Annotated in this window: 12 protein-coding genes; 9 read left to right on the top strand and 3 right to left on the bottom strand. The window is 43.6% G+C overall.

Annotated features, from left to right (window positions below; all coding sequences use genetic code 11):
- The first annotated feature begins 45 nt into the window (after window positions 1–45).
- Window positions 46–903 (top strand): LysR family transcriptional regulator, encoded by an 858-nt coding sequence (locus tag R7070_RS02640; RefSeq protein ID WP_025767859.1) that lies wholly within the window; start codon window positions 46–48, stop codon window positions 901–903.
- Window positions 904–1,037: 134 nt separating this feature from the next.
- Here the strand turns inward: R7070_RS02640 and R7070_RS02635 are convergent, their stop codons facing one another.
- Window positions 1,038–2,585: an arylsulfatase gene (locus R7070_RS02635; RefSeq protein ID WP_213967547.1), complete on the bottom strand. Its 1,548-nt coding sequence runs from the start codon at window positions 2,583–2,585 to the stop codon at window positions 1,038–1,040.
- Between the two features lie 306 nt (window positions 2,586–2,891).
- Between R7070_RS02635 and R7070_RS02630 the strand changes: the two genes are divergently transcribed.
- From R7070_RS02630 to R7070_RS02620, 3 genes are all read left to right on the top strand, one after another.
- Window positions 2,892–3,278 carry a winged helix-turn-helix domain-containing protein gene (locus R7070_RS02630; protein WP_017635365.1) on the top strand — a complete coding sequence of 129 codons (387 nt, stop codon included), beginning with the start codon at window positions 2,892–2,894 and terminating at the stop codon, window positions 3,276–3,278.
- A gap of 80 nt (window positions 3,279–3,358) precedes the next feature.
- A complete protein-coding gene (locus R7070_RS02625) occupies window positions 3,359–5,713 on the top strand; it encodes a fatty acid cis/trans isomerase (protein ID WP_054576046.1) in 2,355 nt (784 codons plus the stop codon).
- Between the two features lie 19 nt (window positions 5,714–5,732).
- Entirely contained in the window at window positions 5,733–5,924 is a 192-nt protein-coding gene (locus R7070_RS02620) for a hypothetical protein (protein WP_005376565.1), read from the top strand.
- A gap of 50 nt (window positions 5,925–5,974) precedes the next feature.
- Here R7070_RS02620 and torS read toward each other — a convergent pair whose 3' ends face one another.
- Window positions 5,975–8,938 carry a TMAO reductase system sensor histidine kinase/response regulator TorS gene (torS, locus tag R7070_RS02615; protein WP_005376567.1) on the bottom strand — a complete coding sequence of 988 codons (2,964 nt, stop codon included), beginning with the start codon at window positions 8,936–8,938 and terminating at the stop codon, window positions 5,975–5,977.
- Window positions 8,939–8,981: 43 nt separating this feature from the next.
- Here torS and torT point away from each other — a divergent pair, with 43 nt between their 5' ends.
- Both torT and R7070_RS02605 read left to right on the top strand, forming a co-directional pair.
- Window positions 8,982–10,031, top strand: coding sequence for a TMAO reductase system periplasmic protein TorT (gene torT / locus R7070_RS02610; RefSeq protein ID WP_257789287.1), 1,050 nt, complete (start codon window positions 8,982–8,984; stop codon window positions 10,029–10,031).
- Between the two features lie 64 nt (window positions 10,032–10,095).
- Window positions 10,096–10,551 carry a methylglyoxal synthase gene (locus R7070_RS02605; protein WP_005376571.1) on the top strand — a complete coding sequence of 152 codons (456 nt, stop codon included), beginning with the start codon at window positions 10,096–10,098 and terminating at the stop codon, window positions 10,549–10,551.
- 77 nt (window positions 10,552–10,628) lie between these two features.
- Here the strand turns inward: R7070_RS02605 and helD are convergent, their stop codons facing one another.
- On the bottom strand, window positions 10,629–12,698 hold the full coding sequence (helD, locus tag R7070_RS02600; protein ID WP_005376572.1) for a DNA helicase IV: 2,070 nt from the start codon (window positions 12,696–12,698) through the stop codon (window positions 10,629–10,631).
- A gap of 324 nt (window positions 12,699–13,022) precedes the next feature.
- On the opposite strand from helD, the gene yccS reads away from it, so the two are divergent.
- From yccS to R7070_RS02585, 3 genes are all read left to right on the top strand, one after another.
- Window positions 13,023–15,176: a YccS family putative transporter gene (yccS, locus tag R7070_RS02595; protein WP_005376573.1), complete on the top strand. Its 2,154-nt coding sequence runs from the start codon at window positions 13,023–13,025 to the stop codon at window positions 15,174–15,176.
- A gap of 189 nt (window positions 15,177–15,365) precedes the next feature.
- Window positions 15,366–15,596, top strand: coding sequence for a hypothetical protein (locus tag R7070_RS02590; protein ID WP_005376575.1), 231 nt, complete (start codon window positions 15,366–15,368; stop codon window positions 15,594–15,596).
- An 80-nt stretch (window positions 15,597–15,676) separates the two neighbouring features.
- Window positions 15,677–15,979, top strand: coding sequence for a hypothetical protein (locus R7070_RS02585; protein WP_047101396.1), 303 nt, complete (start codon window positions 15,677–15,679; stop codon window positions 15,977–15,979).
- Window positions 15,980–16,037: the final 58 nt, after the last annotated feature.

The following is a 16,037-nucleotide window of genomic DNA, read 5'->3' as shown; positions in this document are numbered from 1 at the left end:
CAGTCAAAATTAGTTAACCTATAAATTAAATTTATGAGTGACGTTATGGACTTGAATTTGATCCAAACTTTTCTTGTTGTTGCGGAGTTTCAATCTTATACAAAAGCCGCGGAACAATTAGGGCTTACACAACCTGCTGTGAGCGCTGCAATAAAGCGTTTAGAGCAAGTCGTAGATAAGCAATTATTCGTTAAAAAAGGACGAGGGATCGCACTAACCTCCACCGCTTATCAATTACTGCCGCAATTCCAGCAAGCGGTTAATATTATTGACAATGCGATATCTGATAAAAATCATTTTGAAGTGTGTTGTTCGGAAATTTTGTTGCACATTATGGACCCAATAAAGAACACTATTTTTTATGAATCACCACCCGAAAAGTTCCTATTATTTGAGCTGTTAAGACAACAAAAAGTCGATCTAGTAATCGATACGGTGATCACGAAAGATGCAGCGTTTATTATTGAAGATGCCTATGAGGAAGAAGCCGTGGTTATCTGTCGTGAGAACCATCCCCGTGTACACGGCACGCTCACAAAAGAGCAATTTTATGAGGAAACTCACTGTTTATTTTCAGGAAAATGGAACAACATGTCGGGGTTCGAGCAACTAGCAAAGGAAACAATTCAAGAAAGAAAAGTCGACTTGATCACATCTTCGCTAGCAGGCATGGCGCTGTATGTCGCCCAAAGAGACAGTTTAGGGATCGTTTCTCAATCTTTTGCAAACAAGTGGAGCAAAGCGCTCAAACTTCAAATTTTGCCCTGCCCCATTTCGATACGCTCTATCCCTTACAAGTTCGTTTACCATAAGCGAGAGGTAAACAACCCAGCCCACATCGCTCTACGTGAAAAAATCAAAGCCAACTTAACGGCAGCCCACTACGAACCAATTTGTTTATAACTCTTGTCAATTGAAGCGTTAGGCGTTTTCGTCATCAAGCTTTCTACAAACCTGAATAGATAGAATTTTACAGATAAAAAAGAGGCTCACGTTAATGAGCCTCTTTCTATATGTGATACTTCACTTAGCTTTTCCTACTTATTTGGGTTCTCTTTTAGTTTCTCCATCACTTGATCGAGCGAGAAGCTTGCTGCTTTTTGCCTTGGTGGGAACTCTTTAAACGTTTCAAGGAATCTGCCTACGTAAGCTTGCGCAGGAACAAGCATGTAAGCACGGTCTAGCATCCAATCGTAGTAAGTGTTAGAAGTGATATCAGCCACTTCGTAAGGATCCATACGCAAGTTGAAGATCTTAGGAACACGAAGTGTGGTGAATGGTTCAGCCCAAATACGCAACGTGCCTTTTGCTCGTTGCTCCATAAAGACCAGCTTCCATTTGTTATAGCGAAGTGCAGTTAAGTCTCCATCATCTGAGAAGTAAAAAATTTCTTCTCGTGGGGCCTTATCCTCTTTACCAGTCAAATATGGTAGGAAGTTATAGCCGTCTAGGTGAACTTTGAATTTCTTACCATTCGTACTATAACCTTTGAGCAATTTCTCTTTGATATTGTCATCACCCGCGGCAGCAACAAACGTTGGCATCCAGTCCATGTGATGCATGATATCATTCGAAACAGAGCCAGCTTTAATTTTACCTGGCCAACGTACCATCGCAGGAACTCGGTACGCACCTTCCCAGTTGGTATTTTTCTCTCCACGGAATGGCGTTGTACCTGCATCTGGCCACGAGTTCATGTGTGGGCCATTATCGGTGGAGTAAAAGACGATTGTATTGTCTTTAATACCCAAATCATCCACTTTTTTCAGTAGCTGACCTACATGGTTATCATGCTCGACCATACCATCTGCATACTCGCTGATACCTGTTTTTCCAGAGTTCTCTTCTTTCACATGAGTACGGAAGTGCATACGAGTTGCGTTCCACCAGACAAAGAAAGGTTTTTCAGCCTTGACTGCACGATCCATAAAGTCGAGTGCCGCATCTAACGTCTCTTCATCCACGGTTTCCATGCGCTTGCGAGTTAGAGGTCCTGTATCTTCAATTTTGCCATCAGCGTACGAACGGATAACGCCGCGCGGACCGAACTTTTTACGAAACTCAGGATCTTTAGGATAATCGACGTTTTCTGGCTCCTCCTCGGCGTTCAAGTGATAAAGGTTGCCAAAAAATTCATCGAAGCCGTGATTAGTAGGAAGGTGCTCATCTTTATCACCTAAGTGGTTTTTACCAAATTGCCCTGTCATATAGCCCATCGGCTTCAGCATTTCGGCAATGGTTGCGTCCTCTTCCTTCAAGCCAAGATCAGCACCTGGAAGCCCCACTTTACTCAAACCTGTTCTAAGAACGGTTTGGCCCGTAATGAAAGTAGAACGGCCCGCTGTACAAGATTGCTCACCGTAATAGTCAGTGAACATCATGCCTTCTTTGGCGATACTGTCTATATTTGGTGTTTTGTACCCCATCAAGCCAAACGTGTAAGCACTGAGATTGGACTGGCCAATATCATCACCCCAAATGACGAGAATATTTGGTTTCTCTGCTGCGATACTGCTACTTGTCGCACCGATTAAAGCGGCGGCAAGAATCGCTAATCGGCGTTTAACGCCATATTTCGCTGTCATATAAACCTCTGTGTGTATTAGAAAAGTGCTTCCTGCAACAGAATGTATAGTTCACAAATAGCGGATAAGCGAATTTACTAAATGAGAATTCTTTCTATCTTCGCCTAACATTACACCGTTATTTGTAGCTAATACGCACTCCAATAGCACTTTAGTTCAGAGCGCCATCGCACCATTCATCACTACTGTTAATCTCAAATATTAAGATTGTCTACGCATATCACAGTGCCCATAAAGTACCTGATTGCTTTTATATAAATATTAATGATAATACGTTTTACTACCATTAATAATTAAGGTGCCCGCGTGCTTGACTCCAAGGTTTCAAATGGAAAAACTTACCAATGCCAACACAACGGCGTTCACCATAATGATGAGGAGCTATTACTAGATAAGCGCACTCACTCTGTGGTACTCAATTACTTGCCAAACAAGAAATCTGTTCAGTTAACAAGCATTCAATTTAAGCTGCTGCAAACTCTCACTCACCATCAAGATCAAGTACTTAGTAAGCATTTTCTTTACGAAACAGTACTAAAACGTGAATTTACTGAACATGATCGAGCACTCGATATGCACATGAGCAGAATGAGAAAGCGTCTAGTTCACGAAGGCGTTCCAACAGACAGAATTCAGACAGTCCACCGCCAGGGTTACATTTTCAAGCGCTCAGACAATCAACAGAAAAATTAACGCTAATTGGCCCAACTTTTGGTAATTGACCGCTTATTTTGCTTTAATTAATGCAAATTCGAATCACGTAAAATAACTCAATGAATTTGCGCTTAATTTTTACACTTTGCATTGCTACTTTGTTTGCCGGCTGTGCAACCTATGCTGGTCTTAACTATGACCAACTGTTTGGTCCACAGCTCGTGCGTGAACGCACAGTTGACGTGGAAACCCCTCAAGCAAACTTCTTCCAAAGCGAAGTTAAACCCATTATGGATAACCGCTGTGTCGTCTGCCACGCGTGCTACGATGCACCATGTCAACTTAAGCTCTCTTCTGTTGAGGGCATTGACCGTGGTGCGAGTAAAGCACTGGTATATGAAGGAACAAGACTCACAGCCGCAGCACCAACACGCTTATTCGAAGATGCAGAAACAACCCAAGAGTGGCGCGATGCGGGTTTTCATCCGGTTCTCAACGAACGTGATCAAAGCATGGCAGCCAACATTGATGCAGGCCTTATCGCACGTTTGCTACAACAAAAAGAGCGCCACCCATTGCCTGACCAAGTCCAGTTAGAAGGCTTTGACTTTTCGATAGACCGAGAGCAAACCTGTCCGACGATTGAAGAATACGAGCAATACGAAAAGGATAACCCGACCTGGGGAATGCCTTTTGGTATGCCAAATCTATCAAACAGTGAATACCACACACTCATGACTTGGTTGGAAAACGGCGCAATAATGAACGTTCACCAACCTGTTAGTGAGAATGAGCAAGCGCAAATAGATAAGTACGAAACATTACTTAACCACTCTGATTTGAAAAATCAGCTGATGGCTAGGTATATATATGAGCATTTGTTTTTATCTCATCTCTACTTTTCAGAACTCGATGAAGATCCCCGATTCTTCACGCTCGTCCGCTCTGCTACACCACCAGGACAGCCCGTCAAACGTATTTCAACGCGTCGCCCGTACGATGATCCAGGGGTTGAACGTGTGTTTTATCGAATTATTCCAGAGCAAGGGACCATAGTAGATAAAACTCACATGCCATTCGCGGTAAACAAGCAACGCATAGAGAACTGGAAAACTTGGTTTATTGATGCTGATTACACGGTTAGCCAGCTACCGAGTTATGCACCAGAAGTTGCTGCAAACCCGATGACATCATTCATCGACCTTCCAGTGAAATCGCGCTTTAAGTTCATGCTAGATAATGCACAAAATACAATAATGGCATACATCAAAGGCCCAGTTTGTCGTGGCCAACTGGCATTGAATGTTATCAATGATCGCTTTTGGGTGTTTTTCCTTGATCCAGATAAAGCAGACATCCCAGAAGTAAATGAGTTTTACCGATCTCAGGCTGATAACCTAAAACTACCGGCAGAACAAGAAAGTAACACGCTACCTGTTACCAACTGGGTCAAGTACGCGCGCCAGCAAGCTCGCTACCTAGAGGCTAAATCTGAGTTCACTAATAACTGGTTTAAAGAAGGTGAAAACCTATCCACCGATGTAATTTGGGACGGTAATGGCACCAACCATAATGCGGCATTAACGATATTCCGCCATTTTGATAGTGCTTCTGTTGTTCAAGGGTTAGTTGGTGAGCAGCCTAAAACAGTGTGGATTCTTGACTACGCGTTACTAGAGCGTATCCACTATTTGCTTGTTGCTGGGTTTGACGTTTACGGTAACTTCGGCCATCAGCTCATGACACGAATGTTTATGGACTTCTTGCGTCTAGAAGGCGAAAGTAACTTTATCTCGTTGTTACCCGCCGATATGCGCCATGAACTGCAATCTAGCTGGTATAAAGATCAAAGCCCGCAGTTGAGTGACTTTTTACAACGAAATGTGAAGCCGTTTAACCAACCAACCAGCGTTCAGTATAAGAGTGACGATCCAAAAACGGAGTTGGTGGAGTTGTTGAGCGAACATGTTTCAGATGTGCTTCTGCCTCGCTACGAAATTCAAGACACGGCTCTTTCTGCGAGTAGTGAAAAGCAACTAAAACGTATTGACCACGTTCGTGGTGAAGGCCTAAAAACCGTTCCGCAAATCACTATGCTTATGGTGAGAAGTCAATCAGGGGAAGATGAACTGTTCACCTTACTTCACAACAATGCACACACAAACATCTCTAGCTTGTTTGATGAAGAAAGTAACCGTGACTTTGCTAACGATGATATGACCATTGTACGCGGCGTTGTGGGAAGCTACCCTGCGGCATTTTTCTCGATCAACGAAAACCAAGTAAAAGATTTTGTCGATCAATTTAGTGCCATCCAAAACGAGTCCGATTACGTTAAGTTATTGGATAATTTTGCGATTCGTAGAAGCTCAGAAAAATTCTGGTCATTTAGCGATCGTTTACATAATTGGTACCGTACAAAACAACCGATCGAATTTGGATTACTTGACTATAATCGTTTTGAGAATCGATGATGATTTAAAGGGGGTTCTCATGGGTATCCGAGATAACATTGCCGCTCTTGAACAACAGATTTACGTTGCTTGTTCTGAGGGAGACTACGAAACGGTCAATATGCTTGAGCATCAACTCGAATACTTGCGTGGCAAAGTGGAACATCCTTTTGATGATGACCCTTATGCCCTAGACACTCGATTCGAGTGGGAAGATGACATGACCGAATAGAAAAAACCTCCGGAAAGCCGGAGGTTTTTTTATTTTCAATGCTCGATGGATTACTTCGCCATTAACTCATCCAGAGCTTGAATTGATGCAGACACTTGAGAAACTAAATCATCTTTAGTCGCATTATAGGTATCTAGAGGTTGAGGCGCGGCTTCAATTGCTTGGCAAGCGTTCATTAGCGCAGTTAGTCCTAAACTTCCTGCACTGCCCTTTAATTTATGGGCAAGGTTCTTTACTTCTTTACTATCATTGTCCTCAGCAGACGCTTGCAGCTTGCTTAATACATCGGTGCTGGTGGCTCTAAACAGATTAATAATGTGCAACATCTTATCTCTGCCCAAGATTTTCATATCGGACTCAATCACGCTCGGATTAATGATAACCACATCGGGTTCCTTTGTTTTAGGTGCTTGAACGACCTTTGATTGTAGCTCTTGTTCTTGAGGCGAAATTTGATCAAACGGGGTACAGTCGGCATTTTGTGGCAACAACAACGGCTTTCCGTCTAGCGCATCCTGAATCAATGCCGCGAGTGCCTCTTTTGCCAATGGCTTAGGCAAGTATCCGTCAAAACCAGCGGCTAGATAGCGCTCAACTTCTTCCGCAAAAACGTGCGCAGACACTGCAATCATTGGCGTGACGGCAAGCGCTTTATTGGCCGGCTTATCACACTCAATCCGCTTTAAGCGTTGGATCAACTCAGTTCCATCACAATCAGGGAGGTTGATGTCGACCAAAGCGATATCAAAATCTTGTGTGCTGATCAGTTGCTCTGCTTGTGAGCCGTTTTCTGCCATCACGACTTGGTGCCCCATGCTTTCTAGAAAGCCTTCCGCGACCACTCGGTTGACTTCATTATCTTCTACTAGCAAGACCTTTGCTTTCACTTTGCAACGTGCGGTTGCCACGGTTCCTGTTTCAATAGGTTCGCTTTCCTCTAACGGAATAGAGAACCAGAATCGGCTACCATTTCCCTCTTCGGAATCGACTTCTAAAACACCGCCCATCGCTTCAATGATTCGCTTACTGATGGCAAGTCCAAGCCCCGTGCCTCCAGTTTGGCTCATCCCACCTTCAGCTTGCGTGAAGGCATCAAACAACGTTCTCTGGTATTTTTTGGCAATTCCTATTCCAGTGTCTGATACTTCAAACAGGACTTGCGACTCGTCCTCAGGGTTCAGGCTAACGTAGATATCAATTTCTCCTTCGTCAGTGAACTTAATCGCGTTACCAACGAGATTGTTCAGCACCTGACTGATTCTGGTGACATCCCCTTTCCAGTAGCGACTAACATCACTTTCAATATGGTAGGAGAACAGCAGCTTCTTCTCTTGTGCTCGACTGTTCATTAACTGGAAAGTGTCCTCCACCATTTGGTGTAAATCAAAGCCCATGTGACGAATTTCTAAATGCCCCGCTTCAATCTTGGAGTAATCCAGTACATCATTAAGGATCGCGAGCAACGTTTTACCACTACGATTAATGATTTCCGCATAACGCTTTTGAATTGGGTTGAGGCCTGAGTCAATCAACAAGCGTGCTGTCCCCAACACTCCGTTCATTGGCGTTCTTATCTCATGGCTCATCGTCGCCAAGAATGCCGATTTTGCTCGGCTCGCTTGCTCTGCTTGCTTGCGAGCTTTAGCGTGATTCAAAACCTCTTCATTCAAACGGCGGTTTGCTTGTTTTAACTGCGAAGTGCGCTGCTCAACGAGCTCTTCTAAATGCTCTTTATGCTCCTCAAGCTCTCGCTTGGCTTGAGCTTCACCCTCTGCTACCACTTTTAGTGCTTGCGCGGTATTACGAGCCGTGATGATGGCCTGCCCCATATGCGCCAACTCATCTTTGCCTTTCACTTCCAACTCAACCGCTAAGTTACCCTGCGCCACAGACAGCAACGCAGCGGAATATTCAGCTAACCGCTTCACAACAGAAAGGTACACCACACGCCATAAAATCAGCACCAATACAATCAAACCAACAATTGAAATAACGGTTAAAGACCACTGAGCGAATTTCAGTGTGCTGGTCAATTGGTCTACAGCGACGGTAGTGGTTTTGTTTGAATCATCAACCAATTTGTTGACCGTGCCATTAAGCTCTGAGAACAACTCTAATGTCTTTTGCATCAGTTGTTGTGACTGTTCGTTATTCTCGTATTGCTGCATCAGTATAGAAAATACGACCTGACGCTTACCAAGCTCTATGAGCAGTTGGCTCATTTGCTTAGAGCGCGTAGGATCTTCCACAGCGAGTACACGGCGTTGCATGATTTTGAGGTTGCTATCGAAATCACTTTGAACCTGTTGAATTCGCTCAATATTCGTTAATGTCCGAGCCTCTTCAATCTGATTCAACATTTTAAAGGCCAACAAGTGCAGTTCATGCAATCGCTCAGTCAGATCAAGATCGACCTCCACCAGTGCATCTAGCGCCTGATAAACTTGCGATTTTTTATTCGATTCTAATAAGTCATAAATATGCGTGACGTTAGCAACAGCAATGGTGCTTGTATTCTGAACTTGCGTACGAGTTAGTTGTTCTAGCTCTTCACTGAGCAGACGCATTTCTTCAACACGAGTATCTATCTCTTTTGCAAGCCACAGCTTTTTTTCAACCGAAACACCGAGTTCTGCCAAATTGTCGATAACGTTCTGGACGTTATTCTCTAAAGCTTCTAACAATTGAGAATCGAACGACTCACTCCCGAGCTCCTTGATGTGAGTGAGTAAAGACTCGAGCTGTTCGAACAGCACTCGCCCTGACTCCTTTCTTTCCTGCTCGTTTCTTGCGTTCGACAACATTTGTACAGACGAAATAATACGAGTACTCAACTCAGAGACTTGTCTCGCCTCAATCATGGCGGGAATCGCAGAATCCACAACATTTCTTTCGGTTTTGGCAACCAAAGAAAATCCAGACACACCAATAAGTGCCGATAACATGACCAGTATTGCCATCGCAATGAAAGACAACAAAAGTTTACGACCGATGCTTGCAGTTGCTAGCAGCATATTTTCATGACCTTAATGTTCGTGTTCAGCGACATATTACGTTATATTTTGCAGTGTTTACTTAATCTATGCCAACGAACTTCATTTCATGGTTAAAAATCAACACGCATTTCGCACATTTTTCAAACATTCTGCAGCCATTTTAACCCTAGTTGCTTCTTTGCCAGCGGTTGCCGCAGAGAAAATATGTGCAATATACCCTCACCTAAAGGATTCATACTGGTTGTCAGTAAACTATGGAATGGTGTCCGAAGCGAAAAGAGAAGGTGTCGAGCTACGAGTCCTTGAAGCGGGCGGCTACCCAAACAAAACCCGTCAAGAACAACAACTCGCACTGTGTAACCAATGGGGAGCAGATGCGGTTATCCTTGGGACCGTGGACCCACAGGCTTACGAGCATTCACTTAAAAATTGGGTGGGGAATACTCCCGTTTTTGCTACTGTGAACCAACTCGACTTGGATGAAGAACAAAGTGAGTTGCTAAAAGGGACTGTCGGTGTTGACTGGCATTGGATGGGATACGAAGCGGGTCAATATTTGGCAGCTCGCCATCCAAAGGGGTCAGGAAAAACCAACATTGCCTTACTTTTGGGGCCGCGAACTCGTGGTGGTACGAAACCCGTTACTGCCGGATTTTATGAAGCGATACAAGGAAGTGATATCAACATTGTTGACTCATTTTGGGCAGACAACGACAAGGAGTTACAACGTAACCTAGTTCAACGTGTGATCGATATGGGAAATATAGATTACATTGTTGGCAGTGCAGTGGCGATTGAAGCGGCCATCAGTGAGCTGCGCAGTGCCGGCAAAGCTGAGGAGATCGGTTTAGTTTCTGTGTACTTAAGTCATGGTGTATATCGAGGCCTGTTACGTAACAAAGTGCTCTTCGCACCAACAGATAAAATGGTGCAGCAAGGTCGGCTTTCCGTGATGCAAGCAACGTATTACTTAAGAGGTGAAGCTTATGACAAACATGCCTCACCAACCATCAAACCACTGACTCCGAAGACGCTTCATGACGACACGATCGAAGAATCGTTATCTCCGTCAGAATATAGGCCGACATTCCGTGTTAAGGCTGTTGATTGAAAGACCAAAAACGTGTTCTATTGAGCCACAACAATTTTAAAATCATACAAACGGAAACATCTTGATGCAAAAAACCATTCGTACCATGCCAACCCATAAACATGTGGCTTTGGTTGCTCACGACAACTGCAAACCTGAGCTACTTCGCTGGGTAAAAGAAAACAAAGAAAAGCTACAGAGTCACTTCCTTTACGCAACTGGCACGACAGGACACATGCTGAGTAAAGAAACTGGACTTGCGATCAAGAGCATGATCAGTGGTCCGATGGGCGGTGATCAACAACTAGGCGCTCTCATTTCAGAAGGCAAAATCGACGTTCTCGTTTTCTTTTGGGATCCACTGAATGCCGTACCTCACGACCCAGATGTTAAAGCGCTTCTTCGTATTGCTAGTGTTTGGAATATTCCTGTAGCAACGAACCGAGCCACCGCTAAGTTCCTGTTTAACTCCCCTCTTCTTGAGCAAGAAGTAGACATCGAAGTACCGGATTACGAAGCCTATCTTGCTGAGCGCATGTAAGCTTTGATGCCAACCAAATAAAGCAAGGGCGATACCAAGTATCGCCCTTGCTGTTTTTAACATTCTAAACGTTGCATTTAACGGGAAGTCACTATGGGATAGTCACCATTAACGAGCTCTTGAACGAATGCAGATCCCGCACCAGTATGCGTGATCCAAACCTTCTCTTTCGCACGTGTAATCGCCACGTAAAATAGCCTGCGCTCTTCTGCGTAAGGGAATTTGTCTTTGGACTCCGTCAACGCACCATCAATGTGAATTTGCTTCTTCTTAGCGGGGAATTGCCCCTCATCCACAGAAAGAATAATCACAAAGTCAGCTTCGCGTCCTTTACTCGCATGGCAAGTCATAAAGCGAATATCGAGATTAGGGAAACGTCGCAACCAATCGTCGAACAAATCGGGCTTATGATAATGGTTACGTCCTAGCAATAAAACTGACTTGGTTTGCTTGGCTTGTTGATTCAAGTGATCCAAGATCTTTTCCACTTGATTGCTCGGCGCGGTATGTACGCTCTTCTGCTTGCGTTGTTTGTGGCTGTTTAGTGTTTTCGGCAACTGCGATGGGTTTTGCTGCACGAATGTATTCGCTACATCACCAATCTGATTGTTGAAACGATAAGTTGTATCTAAGTGATGAACGGTAGAGTGAGCAAAGCGTTCTTTAAAGCCAGTGATAAGATCGACATCCGCTCCTGCAAACTGATAGATCGCTTGCCAATCGTCGCCAACAGCAAATAACGTGGCACCTGCTTGTTTCTGAGTGGATTCACACAGTGCTTCAATCAATGCCAGACGATCTGGAGAGATATCTTGATACTCATCGACCATAATAAAGCGCCATGGCGAGACAAACTTCCCTTTATTCACATAATCTGTCGCACGACTGATCATGGTTGGGAAATCCACTTGGTTGCTTTCTTTAAGCATTTTCTGCCACGCTGTAAAACATGGCCAGCATAAGGCGAGTTCACTATTTAAACGCGTATAGTCTTGGTGGTTTACGAGCTTTTCTTGTACTTGCTTTTTGGTCAACCCTACCGCCGCTAAATGAGACAGCTGCGAATCTAGCCAAGCGATCAGTTTTGGATTTTCTGAATGGCTTCCTAACTCATCATCCCCTTTTAGGTACGCAATCGGCCATTTGTCTAAATGTTTTTGCCAACGTTTAAAGTTGGTGGGTGTCATCCAATGTTTTTTCAACCAGTCTACACACCATGCCGTTCGTTGATTTTCGTCCAACGCTAAAGGGCTAATTTCGACAGGTTGCTGTTCGACTTGTTTAAGAATATACAAGCCCAACTGATGGAATGTGTTGACGCGCACACCGTCTGCCGCCATGCCCACTTTATCTACTAAGCGTTCTTTCATTTCAGTCGCCGCATCACGACCGAACGCTAACATGAGAAGCTCTTCTGCTTGAGCCTGATGGCTTTGCAACAAATAGGCAACTCGTGCGGTTAAAACGCTGGTTTTGCCCGAGCCGGCACCAGCAAGAACTAAGTTGTGGTCGTCGTTGAGTAATACCGCATATTGCTGGGATAAATTCAAAGGAGAGGATTCAATTTGATTAAACAGCACTTCCCAATTTGGACGTTCTGCTTCTAGCCAATCGCGATTACGCTCACCAAGCGCCTCAGAGGTATCAATGAGCCAAGGCTCTATTTGCGACATACGATTCGGCATTCGCATTTTGGCTTCTTCTAGGGTGGTTTTCATCTCGCTTAACTCTTGGTTAAGACTTTCAACCCAGGAGACCACTTGAGAATGCGATAAGTAAGCAGGCAAGTGCTTTAGTTTGTAAAGCTCTTCTTCCCACTTAGGTAGATACTCAGCCAGTTTTCGGCACTGAGTGTTGTGCCACTCTTGATATTGACGAACGGCCTCAAGCGCGAACTTTCGGCATTGTGGCCACGGTAAACCTTGGACTAGCCAGCTTTGTTGTTTGCCTTCGTGTTCATGAGCAAAAAACTGTAAAGAGCTCCATAATAACCCACGCTTTACGCTAACTTTGCCATTCCAGATCGTAAAAGGAATATGTTCTTCACTGCCTATCGAGCTTAATAAAACACTGTTCTCTTTTATTTCGACGTGATGGTACTCATTTTGAATAAAAAACTGTGCTTTGCTAGTGGCAGTAAGCTGCATGAAACGTGCGCCTTTTAGTTTAGAAGTTGTCGATTTATATCATTTTAAGGCGCTAAATTGTAGCAACGGCGAGCTCCTAAGTAAGCTTCTTCTTCTATTCTTTAATAAAATTCACATTACTGTCGATTTAATAACCTAAAGCTGAGGTTATTTGAAGCTGGCTTTACAATCCTCAATACATGACCTGGCAGCTTTAATATAAGTCAATGACATCCCTGCTGATTTTATCAGCAACCACGAATTTTTCTTAAAGTAAATCATAAACGCGCTATAGTGGGTCTGGTAGTATTCCCCCTGTTCTTCATCGGAAACATAAGGCGCATTGTGCAAGCAACTTCTAAATTTCGGCTCTATTGGGCAAACAAGACCATAAATTACAGCGTTCTTATCCTAATCACCTTACTGGGTGTAGTTATCCCGACTTGGTACTTCGAGCAAAACACGCTGATAACGCCATTAATATTAGGCGTTATTGCTGCTGCTTTGGCTGAAAGTGATGACAGTTTCACTGGACGCATCAAGGCTCTGATTCTCACCTTTCTCTGTTTTGCGCTTGCTGCTTTTTCAATTGAAATCTTGTTCGATACCCCTTGGGCATTTGCATTAGGGTTATTTATCTCAACCTTTGGTTTTATCATTCTTGGGGCGATAGGTCCTAAGTACGCGAGTATTGCTTTTGGTTCGTTGCTGATCGCTATTTATACTATGCTTGGCGCACATGAAAGCACCAACATTTGGTTTCAGCCACTACTGCTTTTGACTGGTGCCGCCTGGTATTACTTCATGTCCATGATTTGGCAGATATTTTGGCCCCTTCAACCGGTGCAACAAAGCCTAGCCAATGTGTTTTTCCAAATGGCGAATTATCTTGATGCGAAAGCCAAGCTTTTTCACCCTGTGACCAACTTGACGCCACAACCGCTGAGGATTGAAGCTGCAAAATGCAATGCTGCCACGGTTACGGCACTAAACGCTTGTAAAACCACATTACTTAACCGATCGAAACGGGGTCACATTGATGGGCCTAGTGACCGATTTTTAAATATTTATTTCATCGCTCAAGACATTCACGAACGAGTCAGTTCTAGCCATTATCGCTATCAGGATTTAGCGACCGAATTTGAACGTTCTGATGTGCTGTTTCGTTTTAAATATCTTTTGGAGTCTCAAGCCCAAGCGTGTCGTGATATTGCACTAGCCATTCAGCTAGGAAATGAATACTCCCATACCGATCAATCTATTCTGGCATTAGCTGAAGTACAAAACTCTCTTGCTTATCTAGAAGAACAAAAGCAAGGGCACTGGAAACGTCTTCTGATGCAGTTAACATATTTATTCAACAACTTAGCGACGGTAGAAAAACAGCTTAATAACATTAACAACCCAGATGTTGAAGGCCTCGAAGAAGATACCCTCGCCGATACCAACCCACACACGCTAAAAGCGATGTGGCAGCGTATATCAGCAAATTTACACAAAGATTCGATGCTGTTTCGGCATGCATTACGTATGTCAATTGCCTTAACGATTGGCTATGGAATCATTCAAATATTCAACATCGACCGAGGTTACTGGATACTCTTAACCACTTTATTCGTATGCCAACCGAACTACAGTGCCACTCGCCAAAAATTGACGGCAAGAGTAATAGGTACATTAGCTGGTTTGTTGATTGGTGTACCATTGCTGACTTTTTTCCCTTCTCAAGAAAGCCAGTTAGTATTTATCGTTATCTCTGGTGTGATGTTTTTCGCCTTCCGGATGAACAACTATGGGTACGCGACTGGTTTTATTACACTGCTCGTCCTCTTCTTATTTAATCAACTAGGTGAAGGTTACGCAGTTGTCCTTCCTCGACTAGCAGATACCCTCATCGGGTGTGTGCTTGCAGTAGGAGCAGTATTAGTTATTTTGCCCGACTGGCAGTCGAGAAGGCTTCACAAAGTTATGTCGGATGCGATAGAGGCGAACAAGCAGTATCTCGATCAGATCATTGGTCAGTATAGAATCGGCAAGAAAGACAATTTGAGCTACCGTATCGCTCGCCGCCAGGCCCATAATAATGATGCCTCACTCTCTTCTGCGATTAGTACGATGCTGGCGGAGCCTGGCAAATATCGCGCAGCTGTTGATGAAAGTTTTCGCTTCCTAACGTTAAATCACGCAATGTTGAACTATATTTCTGCATTAGGCGCGCACAGAACTCGCATCGAAGATGAGTCAATTCATAAACTCGTTTTAGATGCTCACCGTTGTATTCATCAGCATCTGGATGTACTTCATAAACAGCTTCACCAGCATTGTGAGGAGTGTGACCTATCTAATATTGATGATGCTGGACTCGAGCAACGCTTAAACGAATGGCGCGATGAAGACGACAGCTCTGCCCGCATGGTATTGCAGCAACTTCATCTTATCTATCGCATGCTCCCAGAGCTTCATTCACTTGCTAGTAAGTTTGCCGTCAGGGTAAGTTAGTAACATTCAAACCATATGTAAGAGGGAAGCGCTATATCGCTTCCCTTTTTCTTTTTACGTTTCCATCTACCCCAAAGTGGGTAATTATGTACCTTCTTAGGAAAAATCTGACGTATCACTTAACACACCTTGACAATATTCGGACAAAAAGCAATCGATCAAATTCTAATCTATTTTGGTTGAATAAATATGTTGTATCCAAAGGATGAAGAATTTCGGGCAACGACGGATAAACCGAATCACGACGAAGGTATTGAGATGAACGCACAACAATTTAATGAACTTAAGCAAAAGCTCAGTGATTTAACGGCAAGTCAGTTAAAGTCATTACAAGGTGAGATCAGCGTGAAACTAAATAAAGCGCAAAAACCGGTTCTATCTGGTGAAGAAAGAGAAATGCTTGCCAAACTGTTTGCCTAATCAAGTCATTGATATAAAACACTTGAACGTTTTATAAACTCCACCTATGCTCTCACTATCATAATGTTGGGAGTAGTGATATGCCTGTATCGGGAATTCAATCTGGATACCACATCGTTCAGATGTCACAACAAATGGCCGAGAAAGCTGCACATGGCATTAGCAATAATGTAAGTAAGGTAAAAGAAGAGCTTTCTGATCATAACATCGATTTAGCTGCGGTTGCGGATGTCGCAATAACAGCCTCAACACCTAGCCTTCCCTCTCAAAAAGTTGAATCTCTCATCAACCTCGCACAAGCCGCTGGTTATAACCGAGTTGGCGCGTCTGTCATAGAGAAAAACAATGAAATCATTGGCAGCTTGCTAGACATCCACGTTTAGGCGATTTAACGTCAAATTATCGCTATTTTAATTTCCAACTATCATTGTAACGTCGTAA

Origin of the sequence: Vibrio sp. 1557 (genome assembly GCF_033340175.1) — a bacterium.
Lineage (GTDB): Bacteria > Pseudomonadota > Gammaproteobacteria > Enterobacterales > Vibrionaceae > Vibrio > Vibrio alginolyticus.
Note: the sequence above shows the minus strand (reverse complement) of the source record. Positions and strands in the feature narration are given on the sequence as shown.

Bases quoted from the DNA above. Each gene is read 5' to 3' on its own strand.
- R7070_RS02640 (WP_025767859.1), top strand. From the start codon at position 46: ATGGACTTGAATTTGATCCAAACTTTTCTTGTTGTTGCGGAGTTTCAA.
- R7070_RS02635 (WP_213967547.1), bottom strand. From the start codon at position 2,585: ATGACAGCGAAATATGGCGTTAAACGCCGATTAGCGATTCTTGCCGCC.
- R7070_RS02625 (WP_054576046.1), top strand. From the start codon at position 3,359: ATGAATTTGCGCTTAATTTTTACACTTTGCATTGCTACTTTGTTTGCC.
- R7070_RS02620 (WP_005376565.1), top strand. From the start codon at position 5,733: ATGGGTATCCGAGATAACATTGCCGCTCTTGAACAACAGATTTACGTT.
- torS (WP_005376567.1), bottom strand. From the start codon at position 8,938: ATGCTGCTAGCAACTGCAAGCATCGGTCGTAAACTTTTGTTGTCTTTC.
- R7070_RS02605 (WP_005376571.1), top strand. From the start codon at position 10,096: ATGCAAAAAACCATTCGTACCATGCCAACCCATAAACATGTGGCTTTG.
- helD (WP_005376572.1), bottom strand. From the start codon at position 12,698: ATGCAGCTTACTGCCACTAGCAAAGCACAGTTTTTTATTCAAAATGAG.
- R7070_RS02590 (WP_005376575.1), top strand. From the start codon at position 15,366: ATGTTGTATCCAAAGGATGAAGAATTTCGGGCAACGACGGATAAACCG.
- R7070_RS02585 (WP_047101396.1), top strand. From the start codon at position 15,677: ATGCCTGTATCGGGAATTCAATCTGGATACCACATCGTTCAGATGTCA.